Source organism: Flavobacterium sp. GW821-FHT12A05 (genome assembly GCF_058807735.1).
Map to the genome: position 1 here is coordinate 58,948 of NZ_JBXAQY010000002.1, position 21,200 is coordinate 80,147.

At 34.9% G+C, this 21,200-nt stretch carries 18 protein-coding genes and 4 tRNA genes; 1 reads left to right on the top strand and 21 read right to left on the bottom strand.

Going from position 1 to position 21,200, the window contains the following annotated elements:
- Window positions 1-6: 6 nt before the first annotated feature.
- The 18 genes from rpoC to AC1RRQ_RS03750 all read right to left on the bottom strand — a co-directional run bounded on the left by rpoC (window position 7) and on the right by AC1RRQ_RS03750 (window position 17,191).
- Window positions 7-4,314, bottom strand: a complete 4,308-nt coding sequence (gene rpoC / locus AC1RRQ_RS03665) for a DNA-directed RNA polymerase subunit beta' (RefSeq protein WP_493021545.1) — start codon at window positions 4,312-4,314, stop codon at window positions 7-9.
- A gap of 282 nt (window positions 4,315-4,596) precedes the next feature.
- A complete protein-coding gene (gene rpoB / locus AC1RRQ_RS03670) occupies window positions 4,597-8,409 on the bottom strand; it encodes a DNA-directed RNA polymerase subunit beta (RefSeq protein WP_053472304.1) in 3,813 nt (1,270 codons plus the stop codon).
- A 264-nt stretch (window positions 8,410-8,673) separates the two neighbouring features.
- Window positions 8,674-9,045, bottom strand: a complete 372-nt coding sequence (rplL, locus tag AC1RRQ_RS03675) for a 50S ribosomal protein L7/L12 (protein WP_007807437.1) — start codon at window positions 9,043-9,045, stop codon at window positions 8,674-8,676.
- Between the two features lie 90 nt (window positions 9,046-9,135).
- Entirely contained in the window at window positions 9,136-9,639 is a 504-nt protein-coding gene (rplJ, locus tag AC1RRQ_RS03680) for a 50S ribosomal protein L10 (protein ID WP_042564008.1), read from the bottom strand.
- A 22-nt stretch (window positions 9,640-9,661) separates the two neighbouring features.
- Window positions 9,662-10,351: a 50S ribosomal protein L1 gene (gene rplA / locus AC1RRQ_RS03685; RefSeq protein ID WP_012024013.1), complete on the bottom strand. Its 690-nt coding sequence runs from the start codon at window positions 10,349-10,351 to the stop codon at window positions 9,662-9,664.
- A gap of 13 nt (window positions 10,352-10,364) precedes the next feature.
- The gene (rplK, locus tag AC1RRQ_RS03690) at window positions 10,365-10,802 is read right to left on the bottom strand and encodes a 50S ribosomal protein L11 (protein WP_144338356.1); all 438 of its coding nucleotides are present in this window, start codon (window positions 10,800-10,802) and stop codon (window positions 10,365-10,367) included.
- Window positions 10,803-10,868: 66 nt separating this feature from the next.
- Window positions 10,869-11,420 carry a transcription termination/antitermination protein NusG gene (gene nusG, locus AC1RRQ_RS03695; RefSeq protein ID WP_029273444.1) on the bottom strand — a complete coding sequence of 184 codons (552 nt, stop codon included), beginning with the start codon at window positions 11,418-11,420 and terminating at the stop codon, window positions 10,869-10,871.
- A 10-nt stretch (window positions 11,421-11,430) separates the two neighbouring features.
- Window positions 11,431-11,628, bottom strand: a complete 198-nt coding sequence (secE, locus tag AC1RRQ_RS03700) for a preprotein translocase subunit SecE (protein ID WP_008466927.1) — start codon at window positions 11,626-11,628, stop codon at window positions 11,431-11,433.
- Between the two features lie 18 nt (window positions 11,629-11,646).
- Window positions 11,647-11,717, bottom strand: a tRNA-Trp gene (locus AC1RRQ_RS03705).
- Window positions 11,718-11,778: 61 nt separating this feature from the next.
- On the bottom strand, window positions 11,779-12,966 hold the full coding sequence (tuf, locus tag AC1RRQ_RS03710; RefSeq protein WP_493021548.1) for an elongation factor Tu: 1,188 nt from the start codon (window positions 12,964-12,966) through the stop codon (window positions 11,779-11,781).
- Window positions 12,967-13,021: 55 nt separating this feature from the next.
- Window positions 13,022-13,093, bottom strand: a tRNA-Thr gene (locus AC1RRQ_RS03715).
- A gap of 89 nt (window positions 13,094-13,182) precedes the next feature.
- Window positions 13,183-13,263, bottom strand: a tRNA-Tyr gene (locus AC1RRQ_RS03720).
- 65 nt (window positions 13,264-13,328) lie between these two features.
- A tRNA-Thr gene (locus AC1RRQ_RS03725) sits at window positions 13,329-13,402 on the bottom strand.
- A 90-nt stretch (window positions 13,403-13,492) separates the two neighbouring features.
- On the bottom strand, window positions 13,493-13,795 hold the full coding sequence (hpf, locus tag AC1RRQ_RS03730) for a ribosome hibernation-promoting factor, HPF/YfiA family (RefSeq protein WP_053472330.1): 303 nt from the start codon (window positions 13,793-13,795) through the stop codon (window positions 13,493-13,495).
- 34 nt (window positions 13,796-13,829) lie between these two features.
- Window positions 13,830-14,723 carry a tyrosine-type recombinase/integrase gene (locus AC1RRQ_RS03735; protein WP_493021549.1) on the bottom strand — a complete coding sequence of 298 codons (894 nt, stop codon included), beginning with the start codon at window positions 14,721-14,723 and terminating at the stop codon, window positions 13,830-13,832.
- Between the two features lie 134 nt (window positions 14,724-14,857).
- Window positions 14,858-15,052 (bottom strand): 30S ribosomal protein S21, encoded by a 195-nt coding sequence (gene rpsU, locus AC1RRQ_RS03740; RefSeq protein WP_012024008.1) that lies wholly within the window; start codon window positions 15,050-15,052, stop codon window positions 14,858-14,860.
- A gap of 91 nt (window positions 15,053-15,143) precedes the next feature.
- A complete protein-coding gene (locus AC1RRQ_RS03745; RefSeq protein WP_493021550.1) occupies window positions 15,144-16,286 on the bottom strand; it encodes an acyl-CoA dehydrogenase family protein in 1,143 nt (380 codons plus the stop codon).
- A 14-nt stretch (window positions 16,287-16,300) separates the two neighbouring features.
- Window positions 16,301-17,191, bottom strand: coding sequence for a ComEA family DNA-binding protein (locus AC1RRQ_RS03750; RefSeq protein ID WP_493021551.1), 891 nt, complete (start codon window positions 17,189-17,191; stop codon window positions 16,301-16,303).
- 274 nt (window positions 17,192-17,465) lie between these two features.
- On the opposite strand from AC1RRQ_RS03750, the gene AC1RRQ_RS03755 reads away from it, so the two are divergent.
- Window positions 17,466-18,917, top strand: coding sequence for an amino acid permease (locus AC1RRQ_RS03755; protein ID WP_493021552.1), 1,452 nt, complete (start codon window positions 17,466-17,468; stop codon window positions 18,915-18,917).
- 73 nt (window positions 18,918-18,990) lie between these two features.
- Here the strand turns inward: AC1RRQ_RS03755 and AC1RRQ_RS03760 are convergent, their stop codons facing one another.
- The 3 genes from AC1RRQ_RS03760 to AC1RRQ_RS03770 all read right to left on the bottom strand — a co-directional run bounded on the left by AC1RRQ_RS03760 (window position 18,991) and on the right by AC1RRQ_RS03770 (window position 21,139).
- Complete coding sequence (locus AC1RRQ_RS03760; protein WP_007810860.1) at window positions 18,991-19,218, bottom strand: PspC family transcriptional regulator; 228 nt, start codon at window positions 19,216-19,218, stop codon at window positions 18,991-18,993.
- A 91-nt stretch (window positions 19,219-19,309) separates the two neighbouring features.
- Window positions 19,310-20,581: a DUF2851 family protein gene (locus tag AC1RRQ_RS03765; protein ID WP_493021553.1), complete on the bottom strand. Its 1,272-nt coding sequence runs from the start codon at window positions 20,579-20,581 to the stop codon at window positions 19,310-19,312.
- Between the two features lie 75 nt (window positions 20,582-20,656).
- The gene (locus tag AC1RRQ_RS03770; protein WP_493021554.1) at window positions 20,657-21,139 is read right to left on the bottom strand and encodes a 3'-5' exonuclease; all 483 of its coding nucleotides are present in this window, start codon (window positions 21,137-21,139) and stop codon (window positions 20,657-20,659) included.
- Window positions 21,140-21,200 lie beyond the last annotated feature (61 nt).

Here is a 21,200-nt window from a genome sequence, read left to right on the forward strand (position 1 = left end):
CCTAAATTAATAAATGTATTCTTCTTTATTAGCCATCATTTCGTTGTAATCGTCTTTAGATCCTACGATAGTGTTATCGTATTCTCTCATACCAGTTCCCGCAGGAATTCTGTGTCCAACAATTACATTTTCTTTTAATCCTTCTAAATCATCTACTTTACCAGCTACTGCAGCTTCGTTAAGTACTTTTGTTGTTTCTTGGAAAGAAGCAGCAGAAATGAATGATTTAGTTTGTAACGAAGCTCTTGTAATACCTTGTAGAACTGGCGTTGCAGTTGCAGTAATTACGTCTCTTGCTACAACAAGATTTTTATCATTTCGTTTCAATAATGAATTCTCATCACGTAACTCACGAGGTGAAATAATCTGACCTGGTTTCAATACAGCAGAATCTCCAGCGTCTTCAACTACTTTCATACCATATAATTTATCGTTTTGAACGATGAAATCTTTAGTGTGAATTAATTGATCTTCTAAGAATAATGTATCTCCTGGATCTTGAACTCTTACTTTACGCATCATTTGACGAATAACTACCTCAAAGTGCTTGTCATTAATTTTTACCCCTTGTAAACGGTAAACCTCTTGAATTTCATTTACCAAGTACTGTTGAACAGCTGCTGGTCCTTGAATTCTTAAGATATCATCTGGTGTAATTGCACCATCAGATAATGGAACTCCCGCTCTTACGAAGTCATTTTCTTGTACTAAAATCTGGCTTGAAAGTTTAACTAAATACTTTTTAATTTCACCAAATTTAGATTCGATAACGATCTCACGGTTACCTCTTTTGATTTTTCCAAAAGAAACAACACCATCAATTTCAGATACAACTGCTGGGTTTGAAGGGTTACGAGCCTCAAGAAGCTCAGTAATTCTTGGTAAACCTCCCGTGATATCGCCTGCTTTAGAAGAACGACGCGGGATTTTCACTAATACTTTACCTGCTTTAATTTTCTCACCATTTTCAACCATTAAGTGTGCACCTACTGGTAAGTTGTAAGAACGAATCAATTCACCTTCTTTACCATAAACTAATAAAGTTGGAATTAATTTTTTGTTTCTAGCCTCAGAAATTACTTTTTCCTGGAAACCAGTCTGCTCATCGATTTCAACCATGAATGATTGTCCTTGCTCTAAATCCTCGTAAGCAATCTTACCAGTAAACTCAGAAACAATTACACCATTATAAGGGTCCCATTTACAGATTACAGTTCCTTTAGCTACAGCTTCACCATCTTTAACAAAGATACTAGAACCGTAAGGAATATTATGTGTATTTAAGACGATTCCAGTTTTCTCATCAACTAATTTTAATTCAGTTGAACGTGATACTACGATATCTACCGCATTACCTTCGCTGTCTTCACCTTTAACAGTTTTTAAATCTTCAATCTCAAGTCTACCTGCGAATCTTGTAACAATACTAGACTCTTCAGAGATACCTCCAGCAACCCCTCCAACGTGGAACGTACGAAGTGTTAACTGTGTACCTGGCTCTCCAATAGACTGAGCTGCAATTACACCTACAGCTTCACCTCTTTGTGTCATTTTTCCGGTAGCTAAGTTTCTACCGTAACATTTAGCACAAATACCTTTTAAAGCTTCACAAGTTAATGGAGATCTAACTTCTACTTTTTCAATTGGAGAAGCTTCGATAGTTCTCATAATTGCTTCAGTAATTTGTTGACCTGACTGAACCATTACTTCATTAGTAAGTGGGTTTATAACATCTTGCAATGCAACACGTCCTAAAATTCTTTCTCCTAATGATTCAACGATTTCCTCATTTTTCTTCAATGCCGCAACTTCAACACCTCTAAGAGTTCCACAATCTTCGATGTTAACAATAACATCTTGAGAAACGTCATGAAGCCTTCTTGTTAAGTAACCAGCATCGGCCGTTTTAAGAGCCGTATCCGCAAGACCTTTACGAGCACCGTGAGTAGAAATAAAGTACTCAAGAATCGAAAGACCTTCCTTAAAGTTAGAAAGAATCGGGTTTTCAATAATCTCACCACCACCAGCAGTAGATTTTTTAGGCTTAGCCATCAAACCACGCATACCAGTTAACTGACGAATCTGTTCCTTAGAACCCCTCGCCCCAGAGTCAAGCATCATATATACAGAGTTGAAACCTTGTTGGTCTTCTCTAATATTTTTCATTGCTAATTCTGTTAACTGAGCATTTGCTGAAGTCCATACGTCAATAACTTGGTTGTAACGCTCGTTATTTGTGATAAGACCCATGTTATAGTTAGTTGAGATACCTTCAACTTGTTCTCTGGCATCTGCAATTAACTTCGTTTTTTGTTCTGGGATTCTAATATCACCAAGAGAGAATGATAAACCTCCTCTAAATGCGAATTTATAACCCATATCTTTCATATTATCCAAGAAAGCTGCCGTTGTAGGTACATCAGTCACACTTAAAATGTGTCCAATAATATCTCTAAGGTTTTTCTTAGTCAATACGTCATTGATATATCCAGCTGCTTCAGGTACTACTTCGTTAAATAATACACGTCCTGCAGTTGTTTGAATGATTTTGTACACTAATTCTCCAGCGTCATTAAAATCTTTTGCTCTAATTTTTACACGAGCATTCAATTCTAATCTTCCTTCGTTTAATGCAATGTTTACTTCTTCAGCAGAATAGAAAGTCAAATCCTGACCTAAAATAATATGATCTTCTGTAGAAATACGCTCTTTGGTCATGTAATACAGACCCAAAACCATGTCCTGAGATGGTACCGTAATAGGTGCTCCATTTGCAGGGTTCAAGATATTGTGAGAAGCCAACATTAATAATTGAGCCTCTAAAATAGCTTCTGGTCCTAAAGGTAAGTGAACCGCCATCTGATCCCCGTCGAAATCGGCGTTGAAAGCCGTACAAACTAATGGGTGTAACTGGATCGCTTTTCCTTCAATTAATTTTGGCTGGAAAGCCTGAATACCAAGTCTGTGCAAAGTAGGAGCACGGTTCAGTAATACTGGGTGTCCTTTAATTACGTTTTCTAAGATATCCCAAACTACCGGCTCTTTTTTGTCAATGATTTTCTTAGCAGATTTTACTGTTTTTACAATACCTCTTTCAATCAATTTACGGATAACGAAAGGTTTGTATAACTCAGATGCCATATCTTTTGGCAATCCGCATTCGAATAATTTTAACTCAGGACCAACAACAATTACCGAACGAGCAGAATAATCCACACGTTTTCCAAGTAAGTTTTGACGGAAACGTCCTTGCTTACCTTTTAATGAGTCAGATAATGATTTTAATGGTCTGTTAGATTCTGTTTTAACAGCAGAAGCTTTACGAGTGTTATCAAATAATGAATCTACAGATTCTTGTAACATACGTTTCTCGTTTCTTAAGATAACTTCTGGAGCTTTAATCTCCATTAATCTTTTCAAACGGTTGTTACGGATGATTACACGACGGTATAAGTCATTTAAATCTGAAGTTGCAAAACGACCTCCATCAAGCGGCACAAGCGGACGTAATTCTGGCGGGATAACTGGAACCACTTTCATAATCATCCATTCAGGACGATTTTCGCGGTTTAAGTTAGACTCACGGAAAGACTCCACAACTTGTAATCTTTTTAAAGCTTCAGTTTTACGTTGTTTAGATGTTTCGTTGTTAGCGCTGTGTCTTAATTCATAAGATAAAGCATCTAAATCAATACGAGCTAATAAATCCATAATACACTCTGCTCCCATTTTGGCAACAAATTTATTAGGATCTAAATCATCTAAATATTGGTTTTCCTGCGGAAGAGTATCTAAAATATTTAAATATTCTTCTTCAGTTAAGAAATCTAATCTTTGTAATGATTCTCCATCTGCATTTTTAGCAATACCAGCCTGGATTACTACGTATCTTTCGTAGTAAATGATCATATCTAATTTCTTAGATGGAAGACCAAGGATATAACCAATTTTGTTTGGAAGAGAACGGAAATACCAGATGTGAGCAATTGGCACAACAAGGTTGATGTGTCCTACTCTGTCACGACGTACTTTTTTCTCTGTAACTTCAACACCACAACGGTCGCAAATGATACCTTTGTAACGAATTCTTTTATACTTACCACAAGCACATTCGAAATCTTTTACTGGTCCGAAGATTCTTTCGCAGAAAAGTCCGTCACGCTCTGGTTTGTGCGTTCTATAGTTAATTGTTTCTGGCTTTAAAACCTCTCCTCTTGATTCTTTCAAGATAGATTCTGGTGAAGCCAATCCAATAGAAATTTTGTTAAATCTTTTTACTGGATTCTTATCTTTATTGTTTCTGTTATTCATCATAGTTTTTACTATTGATTTATTTGCAATTAAAAAATTGAATTTAGATTTATAATCTACTCTTAAAAAAATAAGAGTTAATCATTCAGCTACTACCTCGGGTTACTTCTCTAAACCTCAAAATTAAATTTGAAGTGCTAGTTATAAAATGCAATGCATTGTTATAAAAAATCGGAACGGGTTACGGGTATAAATCTTTAAAAACTTGTAACATTTAGTAAACAGCCTCAGTCCCAGTTTTCAGTGCTAAACTGAATACTGAGACTGTGACTAAAAACTTTTTATTTATTCTTCCAAACGAAGATCTAATCCTAGACCTTTCAATTCGTGCATTAATACATTGAATGATTCTGGTAAACCTGGTTCTGGCATAGTTTCACCCTTAACGATAGCTTCGTAAGTTTTAGCTCTACCAATAACGTCATCAGACTTAACAGTTAAGATTTCACGTAGTGTACTAGAAGCTCCATAAGCCTCAAGTGCCCAAACCTCCATCTCTCCAAAACGCTGACCTCCAAATTGAGCTTTACCTCCAAGTGGCTGTTGTGTAATCAACGAGTATGGTCCGATAGAACGTGCGTGCATCTTATCATCAACCATGTGTCCTAATTTAAGCATGTAAATTACACCCACAGTTGCTTTTTGTGCAAAACGCTCTCCAGTTCCACCATCATAAAGATAAGTATGTCCAAAACGTGGTACGTTAGCTTCATCAGTCAAGGCATTGATTTCGTCTAGAGAAGCACCGTCAAAAATTGGAGTAGCAAATTTTCTACCCAAGTTCATACCAGCCCATCCAAGAACAGTCTCATAAATCTGACCAATGTTCATACGTGAAGGTACCCCAAGTGGATTCAATACGATATCTACTGGTGTTCCGTCTTCAAGGAAAGGCATATCTTCATGACGAACGATTCTAGCAACAATACCTTTGTTACCGTGACGTCCCGCCATTTTATCCCCTACTTTCAGTTTACGTTTTTTAGCAATATAAATCTTAGCTAATTTCAAGATTCCAGATGGTAATTCATCTCCAACTGTAATAGTGAATTTTTCTCTTCTTAAAGATCCTTGTAAGTCGTTCAGCTTAATTTTATAGTTATGAATTAAATCATTAACCATTTTATTAGTAGCATCATCAGCAACCCATTGACCTTTGCTTAAGTGAGCAAAATCTTCTACTGCGTAAAGCATTTTTTGAGTATATTTTTTACCTTTTGGTAAAACTTCTTCACCCAAATCATTCATTACACCTTGAGATGTTTTTCCGTTAACGATCAAGAATAATTTTTCAACCAATCTGTCTTTTAATTCAACAAATTTAGTTTCGAATTCCATTTCTAAAGCGCCTAAAGCATCTTTATCCTGAGTACGTTTACGTTTATCTTTTACGGCTCTTGCAAATAATTTTTTGTCAAGAACTACACCATGTAAAGATGGAGAAGCTTTTAATGAAGCATCTTTTACATCACCTGCTTTATCCCCGAAGATTGCGCGAAGCAATTTCTCCTCTGGAGTAGGATCTGATTCTCCTTTTGGTGTAATTTTTCCGATCAAAATGTCGCCAGGTTTAACCTCTGCTCCAATTCTAATCATACCGTTTTCATCTAAATCTTTAGTAGCTTCTTCAGAAACGTTAGGAATATCGTTTGTTAACTCTTCATTTCCTAACTTAGTATCTCTAACCTCTAATGAATAATCATCAACGTGGATAGAAGTAAAAATATCATCACGAACTACTTTTTCAGAAATTACAATCGCATCCTCGAAGTTGTACCCTTTCCATGGCATGAACGCAACTTTTAAGTTTCTACCTAAAGCTAATTCTCCATTTTGAGTAGCATATCCTTCTGATAATACTTGTCCAGGAATAACTCTGTCACCTTTTCTTACGATTGGTTTCAAGTTAATACTTGTACCTTGATTGGTTTTTCTAAATTTAATAAGGTTGTATGTTTTCTCATCAGCATCAAAACTAACCATTCTCTCGTCTTCTGTACGATCGTATTTAATAGTAATGATATTAGCATCTACATATTCAACAGTTCCATGCCCTTCAGCATTGATTAATACTCTTGAATCTGAAGCTACCTGACGCTCTAAACCTGTACCTACAATTGGTGCTTCAGGACGGATCAAAGGAACTGCCTGACGCATCATGTTTGATCCCATCAACGCACGGTTCGCATCATCATGCTCCAAGAAAGGAATCAAAGATGCAGAAATCGAAGCGATCTGATTAGGAGCAACGTCTGTATAATGAACTACAGATGGTTCAACAACCGGGAAGTCACCTTCCTCACGAGCAATAACATTGCTAGCTGTAATTTTACCAGTTTCATCCATTTCAATGTTTGCCTGAGCAATCATTTTACCTTCTTCTTCTTCAGCACTTAAGTAAATTGGAGTACTTTCTAAATCAACTACACCATTAGTTACTTTACGGTATGGAGTTTCAATGAATCCCATTCCGTTTACTTTTGCATAAACACCAAGAGATGAAATCAAACCAATGTTTGGTCCCTCAGGAGTTTCAATCGGACATAAACGACCATAGTGAGTATAGTGAACGTCACGAACCTCGAAACCAGCTCTCTCTCTCGAAAGTCCACCTGGTCCAAGTGCAGAAAGTCTTCTTTTGTGTGTAATCTCAGCTAATGGATTCGTTTGGTCCATAAATTGAGATAACTGGTTAGTACCAAAGAAAGAGTTGATAACTGATGATAATGTTTTAGCATTAATCAAATCAATTGGTGTAAACACCTCGTTATCTCTAACGTTCATTCTCTCACGAATAGTTCTAGCCATACGTGCTAAACCAACACCGAATTGTTGAGACAATTGTTCTCCAACTGTTCTAACACGACGGTTTGATAAGTGATCAATATCATCAATCTCTGCTTTAGAATTGATCAATTCGATCAAATATTTTACGATTGTAATAATATCTTCTTTGGTAAGCACTTGCTTATCCATAGGGATATCTAAATCTAATTTTTTGTTCATTCTGTAACGACCAACTTCACCTAAGTTATAACGTTGATCAGAGAAGAACAATTTATCTATAATACCACGAGCAGTTTCCTCATCAGGCGGTTCAGCGTTACGCAACTGACGGTAAATGTGCTCTACAGCTTCTTTTTCAGAGTTTGTTGGATCTTTTTGTAATGTATTGTGGATAATAGCATAATCTGCTTGGTTATTATCCTCTTTGTGTAACAAAATAGATTTAACGTTAGAATCGATGATCTCTTCAACATTATCTTTGTCGATAATGGTATCACGATCAAGGATGATTTCGTTACGTTCGATGGAAACTACTTCTCCCGTATCCTCATCAACGAAATCCTCATGCCATGTATTCAATACACGTGCAGCAAGTCTTCTTCCAATATATTTTTTAATACCAGTTTTAGAAACTTTAATTTCTTCTGCTAGGTCGAAAATTTCAAGGATATCCTTATCTCTTTCGAAACCGATAGCACGGAATAAAGTTGTAACAGGTAATTTTTTCTTTCTATCGATATAAGCGTACATTACGCTGTTAATATCTGTAGAGAATTCTATCCAAGAACCTTTAAAAGGAATTACTCTTGCAGAATAAAGTTTAGTTCCATTTGCGTGGAATGACTGTCCAAAGAAAACCCCTGGAGAACGGTGTAATTGAGATACTACAACACGCTCGGCACCATTAATAACAAAAGTACCACTAGGAGTCATGTAAGGAATTGTTCCAAGATAAACATCTTGTACAATAGTTTCAAAATCTTCGTGTTCTGGATCTGTACAGTATAGTTTTAACCTAGCTTTTAAAGGCACACTATAAGTAAGACCTCTCTCTATACATTCTTGAATTGTATAACGTGGCGGATCAACAAAATAATCTAGGAATTCCAATACAAAGTTATTTCTTGTATCTGTAATTGGGAAGTTTTCCATGAAGGTGTTGTATAACCCTTCGTTGCCTCTTTCGTCTGATTTCGTTTCTAATTGAAAGAAATCTTTAAAAGATTTAACCTGAACATCTAGAAAATCTGGATAGTCAGGGATATTTTTTGTAGAGGCAAAATTCAATCTTTCAGTCTGATTTGTTATCATCAATGGACAAAATTTTGATTAAAAAAAGTAATTTTTTTGTGTAAGACACACTGTTTAATCTATACTTTCTTATTATAATCAATACATCTTTAAAAATAAACCGGTATAAGTAAGTTCAATTTTTTTTCTTCGTATTGATCAAAAACTTTTTCGTATTTTAAACTATTTGATAATAAAACTTGATATATTTTATTATACGAAAAATGGTTTAGACCCTTGGACGATTCCGTCCAAGGTCTAAACCTAGTTCTAAACTGTGTTTTGTTATTTTAACTCAACAACAGCTCCAGCTTCTTCTAATGATTTTTTAAGACCTTCAGCCTCTTCTTTAGAAACACCTTCTTTAACGTTACTTGGAGCACCGTCAACTACATCTTTAGCTTCTTTAAGACCTAAACCTGTAAGTTCTTTTACTAATTTCACAACTGCTAATTTAGAAGCACCAGCTTCTTTTAATACAACTGTAAATTCAGTTTGTGCTTCTTCAGCAGCACCTTCTCCACCACCAGCAGCAACTACTACAGCTGCAGCAGCAGGCTCGATACCATACTCGTCTTTTAATATTGTTGCTAATTCGTTAACTTCTTTAACTGTTAAGTTAACTAATTGTTCTGCGAATTGTTTCAAATCTGCCATTTTTTCTATCGTTTAAAATGATTTGTAAAATTATATTTTGTTTATTGTGCGCTTATCTAAGCTGTAAGGAATACTTCCTTACAATAATTATTATGCTTCCGCCTCTTCTTCGCTTCCAGCGAATTTGTTTTGTAAAGCAGAAATAATTCTTTGAGCTGGAGATTGTAATAATCCAATAAGTTCTCCAAGAAGCTCTTCTTTAGATTTAATAGTTGCTAATGCATCTAATTGATTATCTCCGATGTAAATTTCATTGTTAATGAAAGCACCTTTTAAAACTGGTTTATCAGATTTCTTACGGAAATCTTTAATGATTTTTCCAGGAGCATTAGCTACATCAGAAATGAAGATAGCACTATTACCAGTCAAAACTGAAGGTAAATCACCATAATCATTAGCAGAAGCTTCCATTGCTTTTGCAAGCAAAGTGTTCTTTACAACTTCTAATTTAATACCTGCTTTAAAACAAGCTCTACGTAAGTTTGAAGTTGTTTCTGCGTTTAATCCAGAAATATCCGATACATAAATAATATTTGTACCAGCTAACTGCGCAGTTAAATTTTCAATCGCGATTGATTTTTCTTCTCTAGTCATACTAAAAATTTTTAACTACCAATTATACTGCTTTTGGATCCAATGCAATAGCTGGACTCATAGTGCTAGTTAAGTGAATACCTTTAATGTAAGTACCTTTAGCAGCAGTTGGTTTAAGTTTTATTAATGTTTGAATAATTTCGTGTGCGTTGTCAACAATTTGCTCAGCTCCAAAAGAAACTTTACCAATTCCTGCGTGAACGATACCAGTTTTATCAACTTTAAAGTCAATTTTACCAGCTTTAACCTCTTGTACAGCTTTTGCAACATCCATAGTTACAGTACCTGTTTTAGGGTTTGGCATTAAACCTCTAGGTCCTAAAATACGACCTAATGGACCTAATTTACCCATAACAGCCGGCATAGTGATGATAACATCAACATCTGTCCAACCATCTTTAATTTTTTGTAAGTAATCATCAAGACCAACGTGATCTGCTCCAGCTTCTCTAGCTTCTGCTTCTTTATCCGGAGTAACCAATGCTAATACTTTAACGTCTTTTCCTGTTCCGTGAGGTAAAGTAACTACACCTCTCACCATTTGATTCGCTTTTCTTGGATCTACACCCAAACGAACTGCGATATCAACAGACTCATCAAATTTTGCAGAAGCAACAACTTTCAATAATGCCGCAGCATCTTTTAGAGAGTATAATTTGTTCTTTTCAATTTTTGAAGCAGCCTCTTTTTGCTTTTTTGTTAATTTTGCCATGTCTTTTTCTTAATTAAAAAGGAGCATCTCCTGATACGGTTATACCCATAGATCTAGCTGTTCCAGCAACCATACTCATTGCAGCCTCAATAGTGAATGCATTTAAGTCTGGCATTTTGTCGTCAGCAATTGCTCTAATTTGTTCCCAAGTAACGCTAGCTACTTTTTTACGGTTAGGCTCACCTGAACCAGATTTTAGCTTTGCAGCTTCCATTAACTGAACTGCTGCTGGAGGAGTCTTAACAACAAAATCGAATGATTTGTCTTTGTACACAGTGATTTGCACTGGACAAATTTTGCCAGGTTTATCCTGAGTTCTAGCATTAAATTGCTTACAAAACTCCATGATATTAACCCCAGCAGCTCCTAAAGCAGGTCCAACCGGTGGCGACGGGTTCGCAGCACCTCCCTTAACTTGTAGTTTAACTACCTTACTAATTTCTTTAGCCATTTTTAAAAAATTTAACATCACAATCAATTGGAAGCGATTGCAATGGATATTATATGTAACAAAAAATTATACTTTTTCAACTTGCATAAAACTCAATTCTAATGGTGTTTTTCTTCCGAAAATCTTAACCATAACTTCAAGTTTACGCTTTTCTTCATTAATTTTTTCAACTGTACCGTTAAAACCATTAAAAGGACCATCGATCACTTTTACTGTTTCTCCTAAGTTGAAAGGAATAGCACGAGTATCTGTATTTACAGCCAGCTCATCTACTTTACCTAACATACGATTTACCTCTGACAATCTCAAAGGAACAGGTTCTCCTCCTTTGATCTCTCCTAAGAAACCAATTACACTTGTAATAGATTTAATAATATGAGGTATCTCACCAACTAAATTAGCTTCGATCATAACATATCCAGGGAAATAAACCTTATCCTTAGACATTTTCTTTCCTTCTTTTACAGTAACCACTTTCTCAGTAGGCACTAAAACTTGGGAAACATAATCACCCATACCTAATCTGGCAATCTCAGTTTCGATGTAAGCTTTAACCTTGTTTTCCTGGCCGCTTACAGCTCTAACCACATACCACTTTTTCACATTATTATCTGCCATCACAAAAAAATTATCCTTTTAACCAGTTAAAAAATCCAGCCAAAGCTTTTGCAAAAAATTCGTCTACTCCCCATGTTGCCAAAGCGAACAGAATCGAAAATACAGCCACAACAATTGTCAATTTTTGAACCTCAGCCCAAGCAGGCCAAGTAACATTTGACTTTAACTCTTCGAAAGCCTCTGATAAATAATTCGTAACTTTTGTCATTTGATATATTTTTTATTGCACGGGCGGAGGGATTCGAACCCCCATCAACGGTTTTGGAGACCGCTATTCTACCCTTGAACTACGCCCGTAATTAAAAGCCAGTGATTTCAGTTAAGAAAATCAACTGGCTTTTTATAGTTTTTTATAGGATTATCCTACGATTTCAGTAACCTGACCTGCACCTACAGTTCTACCACCTTCACGGATAGCGAAACGTAAACCTACGCTCATTGCGATTGGGCTTAATAAAGATACATTGATAGTTAAGTTATCTCCTGGCATTACCATCTCTACTCCTTCTGGTAAAGTAATAACTCCTGTTACGTCAGTTGTACGTACGTAGAACTGTGGACGGTAGTTATTATGGAATGGAGTATGACGTCCACCTTCTTCTTTTTTCAAGATATAAACCTCAGCTTTGAAAGTAGCGTGTGGTTTTACTGATCCTGGCTTAATGATAACCATTCCTCTTTTGATAGATTCTTTATCAATACCTCTTAACAATAAACCTACGTTATCTCCAGCTTCACCTCTATCAAGGATTTTACGGAACATCTCAACTCCTGTAATAGTAGAAGTTAATTTATCAGCTCCCATACCAATGATCTCAACAGCATCACCTGTATTAGCAATACCAGTTTCGATACGACCTGTAGCAACAGTTCCACGACCTGTAATTGTAAATACGTCTTCAACCGGCATCAAGAATGGTTTTGCTACGTCACGCACTGGCTCTTCGATCCAAGCATCAACAGCATCCATTAATTCAATGATTTTTGGTACCCAAGCAGGATCATTATTCAATCCTCCTAAAGCAGAACCTTGAACTACAGGACCATTATCTCCATCATATTCGTAGAAAGATAATAAATCTCTAATTTCCATTTCAACAAGCTCTAACAACTCAGCATCATCAACCATATCCACTTTGTTCATGAAAACAACGATTCTTGGAATACCAACCTGACGACCTAAAAGGATGTGCTCACGAGTTTGTGGCATTGGACCATCTGTAGCAGCAACTACTAAGATAGCACCGTCCATTTGAGCAGCACCAGTAACCATGTTCTTTACGTAATCCGCGTGACCAGGACAGTCAACGTGAGCGTAGTGACGGTTAGCAGTTTCGTACTCAACGTGTGATGTATTAATAGTAATACCTCTTTCTTTCTCCTCTGGAGCGTTATCGATTTGATCAAACGATTTTGCTTGACAGTAACCAGCATCTGACAATACTTTTGTAATTGCAGCAGTTAATGTAGTTTTTCCGTGATCTACGTGTCCAATTGTACCTATGTTTAAGTGCGGTTTGGAACGATTAAAATTCTCCTTTGCCATTTTACTTAATTTTTAATCTTAGTTATATATTAATTTTCAATTTCCTACTTACTTGAGCCAATGTCGGGATTTGAACCCGAGACCTCTTCCTTACCAAGGAAGCACTCTACCCCTGAGCTACACCGGCAGAGAGTTCTGATTTTAGACTTTTGAATTCTGATTTTAGATTTTTAAAAACCTAAAATCTAAAATCCGAAATCTTAACTTCTTTTTTTGTGGGGAGAGCAGGATTCGAACCTGCGAAGTTCACACAGCAGATTTACAGTCTGCCCTCGTTGGCCGCTTGAGTATCTCCCCTAATTTTTAAAATTCAATCTTTTAAAAGAACTTGTTTCAAATCGCATTTGAAACCTTATTTTTTGAGCCGATAGAGGGACTCGAACCCACGACCTGCTGATTACAAATCAGCTGCTCTAGCCAGCTGAGCTACATCGGCAATTACATTAAAAAAGTCCGCTATTTCTAACGGACTGCAAATGTAGCTATTTTATCTTTTAATCAAAACATTTTTTAAAAAAAATTTCAATTATATGTGTGCTCTTATTTTTTCTTTCCTTTTTACCAGCAAACGTTCTAGCGATTCTGCCGAAAGCTCCACAGCTTCTTCAAATGATTTACACTGTTTTTTTACCAAAAATTCATCTCCCGGAACATTTATCTTAATCTCTACTGCTTTATTCTCCTTATCACTTGTTCTCTCCACCTTCAGAAAAACATCTGCCGAAACAACGCGATCATAATACTTCTCCAGCTTATCCATTCTTTCCTGAATAAAATCAACCAATTTTCTATCAACAGTAAAGTTAACTGCATGAACATCTACCTTCATAATAATAATTTTAGGGTTAAACATTTCAGAATTACTATTTATTTCTCGGATGCGCATCAGAATAAACTTTTTTAAGCTCCGCTAAACTATTATGAGTATAAACCTGCGTAGATGCCAAACTCGAATGTCCTAATAATTCCTTAACTGAATTTAAATCTGCTCCGTTATTTAATAAGTGAGTCGCAAATGTATGCCGAAGCACATGCGGACTTTTTTTTACTTTTTCAGAGACCCTACTAAAGTAAGAATTTATTAATCGATACACAAAAGATTCACTCAATTTTAACCCTTTTTTCGAAATAAAAAAATAATCCGAATCGCGAATTTCCTCAAGCTGAATCCTCTCCTTTAAATACAAATCAATTTGACCTGCAACAATAGACAAAAGCGGTATAATCCGCTCCTTATTTCTTTTACCTAAAACTTTAATCACACCAGAAGACAAATCAACATTCTTCAACATTAATCCAATTAATTCCGCCCGACGCATTCCCGTTGTATAAAAAAGATCCACAATAAGCTTATCCCTCACTTCTTCAAACCCAACAGGAGAATCCACACCCAGCATCAAATCATTTACTTCTTTCTCAGAAAACGGAATTTGAACAATTTTAGGAGTTTTAAGCGCTTTATGTTTCAACATCGGATTAACCTCTATCTGCTTTATCTTTAAAAGAAACTTATAAAAAGCTTTTAACGAAGCCATTTTTCTATTCACCGAAACATTAGAAATTTCATTATCTACCAAAGAAACAATCCAACTTCTAATTTGACTGTAATTCACCTTTTCTATTCCATCCTGCTCAAAACGAATTCTATTAAACTCCTCAAAAGAATCTACATCTTTCAAATAAGCATTAACCGTATGTGGAGAATATTTCTTTTCCAACTGCAAATAATCACGAAAAGCCTCTTTATTAGACTGCATAAGAAAGTTTTTTTTGACCCACCTTATTTATATAGGTAAAATTGTTTTGCGAAGTTTATAAAAACAAAAAACCGCTAGCATCAAAGTTAAAACTTTTTGATGACTAACGGTAATTATTTTTGAAAAGCGAAATACTAACTTTCTAAACTATCTTTCAAAGTTTGGATGTAAGCAGCTTTTTGAATTTGAGCTCTTTTTACAACAGAAGGCTTAATAAAAGCAGTACGTGCTCTTAATTGACGAACAGTTCCTGTTTTATCAAATTTTCTTTTATAGCGCTTTAATGCTCTATCGATATTTTCTCCGTCTTTAATTGGTATAATTAACATAATATAGACACCTCCTCTCGTTAAGGCTGCAAATGTAAAAATTAATTATTAATTATGGGTTATAAATTGTGAATTATTTTTACACTAAAATCTATTCTTTCAATAAATTTCTTGAGATAACCACTTTTTGAATTTCAGTTGTTCCTTCTCCTATAGTACATAATTTTGAATCTCTATAGAATTTTTCTACCGGAAAATCTTTGGTATAACCGTATCCTCCATGAATTTGAACTGCCTCGTTTGCTATTTTTACACAAGCTTCAGAAGCATACATTTTAGCCATTGCGCCAGATGTTGTTACTGGTTTATGCTGCTGTTTTAAATAAGCAGCTTTATGCAAAAGTAATTCCGATGCCTCAATTTCTGTAGCCATATCTGCCAGCTTAAATGAAATTCCCTGGAAATTACTAATTGGCTGACCAAACTGATATCTTTCTTTTGAATATTTCAAGGCTGCTTCATAAGCTCCCTTTGAAATCCCTAATGATAATGCTCCAATTGAGATTCGACCTCCATCCAGAATTTTCATTGCCTGAACAAATCCCTGCCCAACTTCACCTAATCTATTTGCATCAGGGACACGGCAATTATCAAAAACCAATTCTGCGGTTTCACTTGCACGCATTCCTAATTTGTTTTCTTTTTTACCCGAAGAAAATCCAGCCATTCCTTTTTCTAATACAAAAGCTGTCATTCCTTTAGAATCTCCTTTCTCTCCAGTACGAACAATTACAACTGCAACATCACCTGATATTGCATGTGTAATAAAATTTTTAGCTCCATTAATAACCCAAAATTCTCCATCTTTAACAGCTGTCGTATTCATTCCTCCGGCATCAGAACCTGTATTGTGTTCTGTTAAACCCCAAGCTCCAATATGTTCGGCAGTTGCTAATTTGGGCAAAAATTTTCTTTTTTGTTCTTCATTACCAAAAGTCAAAATATGATTGGTACAAAGCGAATTATGAGCCGCCACAGATAAACCAATCGAAGGATCTACTTTTGATATTTCCTCAATTACTGTAATGTATTCATGATAGCCCAATCCAGATCCTCCGTATTCTTCCGGCACTAAAACACCCATAAATCCCATTTCTCCCAGTTTTTTAAACAAGTCGACAGGAAAAATTTGTGCCTCATCCCACTCCATTATATAAGGTCTTATATTTTTTTCTGCAAAGTCTTTTATAGACTGTACAATCATTAACTGCGTTTCATTATAATCAAAGTTCATTGTTTAGTATTTTTTTAGAACTCCAAATATAAACTAATTATTTTTGCTTTTTCAACAGGAAAACCTTTAATTTTTGACAAATCCTCAATATTATTAAAATTTCCGTTCATACTTCTGTAAGTTATAATTTGTTTTGCAAGAGAATATTTAAAATATGGAAACTGCGATAATTCTTTTAGAGAAGCGTCGTTTATCGCTATTCTTTTAAAATTTGAAGGAATGACAGCTTTAAAATGACTATTTAATTCGACTATTACCTCGGGCGAGAGCCCCCAAACATCTTCTAGCTGTTCCATCGAAACAAAACCTCCTAATATTTCTTTTTGTTTTAATATTCTTGCAGACAAAGCTTCACCAATACCATATATTTTTATCAAATCTTCCTGGGCAGCCAAATTAATATCGGTAATCACAATTTTTGGTTTAGCAGAGAATGTTTTTTGAACATATTCGTTTTTCTCTGTTTTAAAATCATTCTTTTTCTGCTTCGTCCAATCCGGAAATTTAAATAATGGAGAAATCACTTTTAATAAAGAATCAGAAATTTGAGTTACATTTTGAAACTCCTCCGCTGAGTTTACATATTTATTTTCTTTTCGAAAAGCCAATAAGCGGTCAATTTCCTGAACAGACATTCCGAGTTTATATCCTTTATAATCTGAAATAAAGTTAGGATTAAAAGTATATACCTTTTGTCTTTCATTAAATTTTTCTTGTTTGGCCTCATCAATTTCTGTTTGCAATGACAGCCATTCTCGTTCTTCTGGAAAGTTTTTTTCTGGCTGTGAAAAATCAACAAAGAAATAAACCAACTGTAACACAATTATTATAACAAAAAGCAAAAAAAGTCCCGTACGCTGCTGATTTGTAAACCTAAAATACTTATTAAGAGCCTTAAAATTCATTTTTAATAAAATTATAAATCGTATAAAAAACTCGAAAATAAGAAAAAATAAATAAATTTAACAAGAATAGTAGTAAAAAATGAATTTTATTGATAAATACACATACTGCAGCTTTCCTCCAATTAAATTGATGAATCTCAGCATACAAAGAATGTATAATTTAGGTTTCTTCAAAAAATTAAATATTTTATAACTTAAAATATGATAATTGTTTTTATTTTTTACAAAAAACAATACATTTGGAGCTTAATAACAAATAAACCAATATTATAGTATGTCAATTTGGAAAACTAAACCTCTTTCGGTATTGCTTGGTGAAGCATCCGAATCTGAGAAAGGACTAAAAAGAACCTTATCTTCACGTTCGCTTGTTGCACTTGGAGTTGGAGCAATTATTGGAGCGGGACTATTTTCGCTAACAGGAATTGCTGCTGCTGATCACGCAGGTCCAGCCGTTACAATTTCTTTTGTTTTAGCTGCAGTAGGCTGCGCATTTGCGGGACTCTGTTATGCTGAATTTGCTTCAATGATACCTGTTGCCGGAAGTGCCTACACTTATTCTTATGCCACTATGGGAGAATTTATGGCTTGGATTATTGGTTGGGATTTAGTTTTAGAATATGCTTTAGGGGCCGCAACCGTTGGTGTGAGCTGGTCACGGTACCTTCTTGAATTACTTGCAAAATTCAATATTCATTTGCCGCCAGATTTAATTTGTTCTCCCTGGGAAACTTTAACTTTAAGTAATGGTACCGTTGTAGAAGGAGGAATTGTTAATTTACCGGCAATCTTTATCGTTTCACTACTTTCATTACTATTAATAAAAGGTACAAAAGAATCTGCCACTATCAACAATATATTAGTTGTAGTAAAAGTAGCTGTTGTAATTATCTTTATCGTATTAGGATGGAAATTTATTGACCCAACTAACTATGTACCTTACATTCCTGAAAACACTGGAGTTTTTGGAAAATTTGGATGGTCTGGAATTGCTGCCGGAGCTGGAACTGTATTTTTTGCTTTCATTGGTTTTGACGCTGTCTCTACAGCTGCACAAGAAGCTAAAAACCCACAAAAAGGAATGCCAATTGGTATTTTAGGTTCATTAATTATCTGTACGCTGTTATATGTATTGTTCTCTCACGTTATGACAGGACTTGTACCTTATTATAAATTTGCAGGCGATGCTAAACCAGCTGCTACTGCATTTGCCGTAACTGGATATGACTTTTTACAAACAGGTTTAATTATTGCAATTCTTGCAGGTTATACTTCTGTAATATTAGTAATGCTTATGGGACAAAGCCGTGTTTTCTATACTATGAGTAAAGATGGTTTATTACCTCCTTTCTTTAGCGAAATCCACTCAAAATTCCGTACACCTTGGAAAACTAACGTTTTCTTTTTAGTATTCGTAAGTTTATTTGCAGGTCTTGTACCAGTAAGTGATTTAGGACATATGGTAAGTATTGGTACTTTATTAGCGTTCGTATTAGTATGTATAGGTGTTATGGTTATGCGTAAAAGAATGCCAGATGCACCAAGAGCTTTCAGAACTCCTTTGGTTCCGTTTGTACCAATTGCAGGAGTTTTAATTTGTTTGGCTTTAATGTATGCGTTACCAAACGAGAGCTGGGCGAGACTTGTTGTATGGATGGCATTAGGTATTGTTATTTACTTTGTTTACGGTAAGAAAAACAGTAAATTAAACAATCCGGACAAATAATTTCCAAACATTATAAAAACACAAAAGGATCATAATTTAATTATGATCCTTTTTTTATGTTTAGTTTTTTAGATTATAAATCAAAAACAGAGGTTCTTTTTGCCCGAATTAAATCTTTTAGACGAATCCAAAAAGCCAAAGTCAGGTAAACTCCAAATCCTAACCCTGCCGTGACAAACGAAATGTAGATAAAAAACAACCTGACACTCGTTACACGCATTCCTAGTTTATCTGCCAGTCTTGACGAAACGTGAAAACCGTATTTTTCGAAAAAGAATTTGAGTTTTAAGATAGCTGACATGTTTTATTTTAGAATTTAGATTTTAGATTCCTTACGCATTGCTCAGGATTACAAAAATACAAATTATCTTATTACCCCATTTTCTAATTCTCTAATTATTTTTAAGAAGCTCCATTCCCACTGCGCATTTCAAACAGCTTTTGTGATTGCAATATTCATTTTTTAGTTCTAGCAAAGTCTGTGTTTCAAAAGCGTTTTTAGATTTGATTCCAAAAAAATTAAACTTCTCTATAATCGCATTCTTTTCTGGTGCAATCTGATTCATAAACTCAATTAAATCCTCCGAAATAGATTCTCCTCTTACAACTGCATACGCAAACTGAATTGGAATTATAGTATTGATGATTATCAAATCCTGAAATGATTTTGACACAATTTTGGCTTTCTGCGGGCTTACTTTATCGAACTGATAATGATTCTTCCAATAGGAACTTACGGAAGCATTTAATAGCCTATAAACTTCTGAAACTGATTTTAGGTCAATTACTTTGGAGAACAAGTTTTGATTAAGGTTGTATAAATTAGCTAATTGTGAAAGCCGAATCGTTGGGAAATTGTCTGGACGGTGCTTAAAAAACTGAACCGCATTACTAAATGTTTTCTCTAATTGATATTTATGAAGCAGATAAAAGTATCGAAACTTTAAATCCTTAAAATAAACGTCTTCTTTTTCTTCATCTAACAAACCTAAAGTTCCAAAAAGCAATGCTTCGAGATTTTCGACTTCGAAACTTTCTTTTCTAATAACCGAAAAAGGAATTGATTTTGACATTTGCAGAAAAGCCGGCCCATTTGTATTTAAACCAAAATTCTTTGCCAATAAGCAAAATAAGACAGCTTCCCAATCTTGATTGGTCTCTTCCAGTAATTGAAAAACAAATTTCGATTTGCGTTCTAAACGTTCAAAAAACAATCTTTCCTGCCAGTTTTTAAAAACAAAAGCATCGATTTCCTTTATTTGCCTTTCGCAGGAAATCCAGGTTTTTGGAGAAATCAGCGCATTGTAATTTTCAATTATTTCCCAAGCGACGTAATCTTTAAGAACCAAGACCGGAATTTCGGTATTATCTTCTCTAAAAATTGCCGTATCATTCTCCCAGACAACGTGCAGAATTACGTTTACATAAGCGGGATCTTTTTCATGATTGTGCAAATACCAATCTGAAGATTTTAAATGAATTTCAACATTTCCTGCCCATTTTTGATTTCCAATTTCTATTTGGGCATTAAAAAAATCAGGCCCGGAAAGTTCTAAATAGTCTCCTGTTTTTATAATTGTTACTGCTTCATTTTGAGCAGTTTTTAAATTCAAGGTGTCAAACTTCTTGAACTTCCAGAGATAATGAAGAAAGTCTTCTCTCATTTTTAGATTTTATAGTGTAAAACAAAAATCTAAAAATACTAAATTTTAATATTATTCTTACAAAATAAATAATATTTAACGAAGCATATATAATTTAGCACAAGCTCTTGCATCCGAAAGTGCTTCGTGATGATTTAATTGTATATTCATTTCACGACAGCAATCGCTTAGTTTGGTTGGCTTTAATCCTTTTGCCTTATAAATTTTCACAGTGCATTCCCATTTTGGAGCAATATTTAAATCTTCATAATTTAAACCATACAGTAACATTGATTTCATTAAAACATTACGATCAAAACTTTCGTTGTGCGCCACTACCACTCTGTTTTTAAGTCTCTTTTCAATTTCGGGATAAACCTGTGCAAATGATTTTGAGTTTACAGTATCTTTTGGATAAATGCCATGTACCCGAATCGTAAACGGATTGTACTCATTTTTTGGCGGTTTTATTAAAGTAACGAACTCATCTACAATAATTCCGTTTTGTACTGTAACGATCCCCACAGAACAAGGATGATAACCCGTTGCCGTTTCAAAATCTATAGCTGTAAAATTCATTTTAAGTATTTTAAAAAGATAAAAAATCCATAAACCTAATTGCAAAACAATCAGATTTATG

Bases quoted from the DNA above. Each gene is read 5' to 3' on its own strand.
- rpoC (WP_493021545.1), bottom strand. From the start codon at position 4,314: ATGATGAATAACAGAAACAATAAAGATAAGAATCCAGTAAAAAGATTT.
- rpoB (WP_053472304.1), bottom strand. From the start codon at position 8,409: ATGATAACAAATCAGACTGAAAGATTGAATTTTGCCTCTACAAAAAAT.
- rplL (WP_007807437.1), bottom strand. From the start codon at position 9,045: ATGGCAGATTTGAAACAATTCGCAGAACAATTAGTTAACTTAACAGTT.
- rplJ (WP_042564008.1), bottom strand. From the start codon at position 9,639: ATGACTAGAGAAGAAAAATCAATCGCGATTGAAAATTTAACTGCGCAG.
- rplA (WP_012024013.1), bottom strand. From the start codon at position 10,351: ATGGCAAAATTAACAAAAAAGCAAAAAGAGGCTGCTTCAAAAATTGAA.
- rplK (WP_144338356.1), bottom strand. From the start codon at position 10,802: ATGGCTAAAGAAATTAGTAAGGTAGTTAAACTACAAGTTAAGGGAGGT.
- nusG (WP_029273444.1), bottom strand. From the start codon at position 11,420: ATGGCAGATAATAATGTGAAAAAGTGGTATGTGGTTAGAGCTGTAAGC.
- secE (WP_008466927.1), bottom strand. From the start codon at position 11,628: ATGACAAAAGTTACGAATTATTTATCAGAGGCTTTCGAAGAGTTAAAG.
- tuf (WP_493021548.1), bottom strand. From the start codon at position 12,966: ATGGCAAAGGAGAATTTTAATCGTTCCAAACCGCACTTAAACATAGGT.
- hpf (WP_053472330.1), bottom strand. From the start codon at position 13,795: ATGAAGGTAGATGTTCATGCAGTTAACTTTACTGTTGATAGAAAATTG.
- AC1RRQ_RS03735 (WP_493021549.1), bottom strand. From the start codon at position 14,723: ATGCAGTCTAATAAAGAGGCTTTTCGTGATTATTTGCAGTTGGAAAAG.
- rpsU (WP_012024008.1), bottom strand. From the start codon at position 15,052: ATGTTAATTATACCAATTAAAGACGGAGAAAATATCGATAGAGCATTA.
- AC1RRQ_RS03745 (WP_493021550.1), bottom strand. From the start codon at position 16,286: ATGAACTTTGATTATAATGAAACGCAGTTAATGATTGTACAGTCTATA.
- AC1RRQ_RS03750 (WP_493021551.1), bottom strand. From the start codon at position 17,191: ATGAATTTTAAGGCTCTTAATAAGTATTTTAGGTTTACAAATCAGCAG.
- AC1RRQ_RS03755 (WP_493021552.1), top strand. From the start codon at position 17,466: ATGTCAATTTGGAAAACTAAACCTCTTTCGGTATTGCTTGGTGAAGCA.
- AC1RRQ_RS03760 (WP_007810860.1), bottom strand. From the start codon at position 19,218: ATGTCAGCTATCTTAAAACTCAAATTCTTTTTCGAAAAATACGGTTTT.
- AC1RRQ_RS03765 (WP_493021553.1), bottom strand. From the start codon at position 20,581: ATGAGAGAAGACTTTCTTCATTATCTCTGGAAGTTCAAGAAGTTTGAC.
- AC1RRQ_RS03770 (WP_493021554.1), bottom strand. From the start codon at position 21,139: ATGAATTTTACAGCTATAGATTTTGAAACGGCAACGGGTTATCATCCT.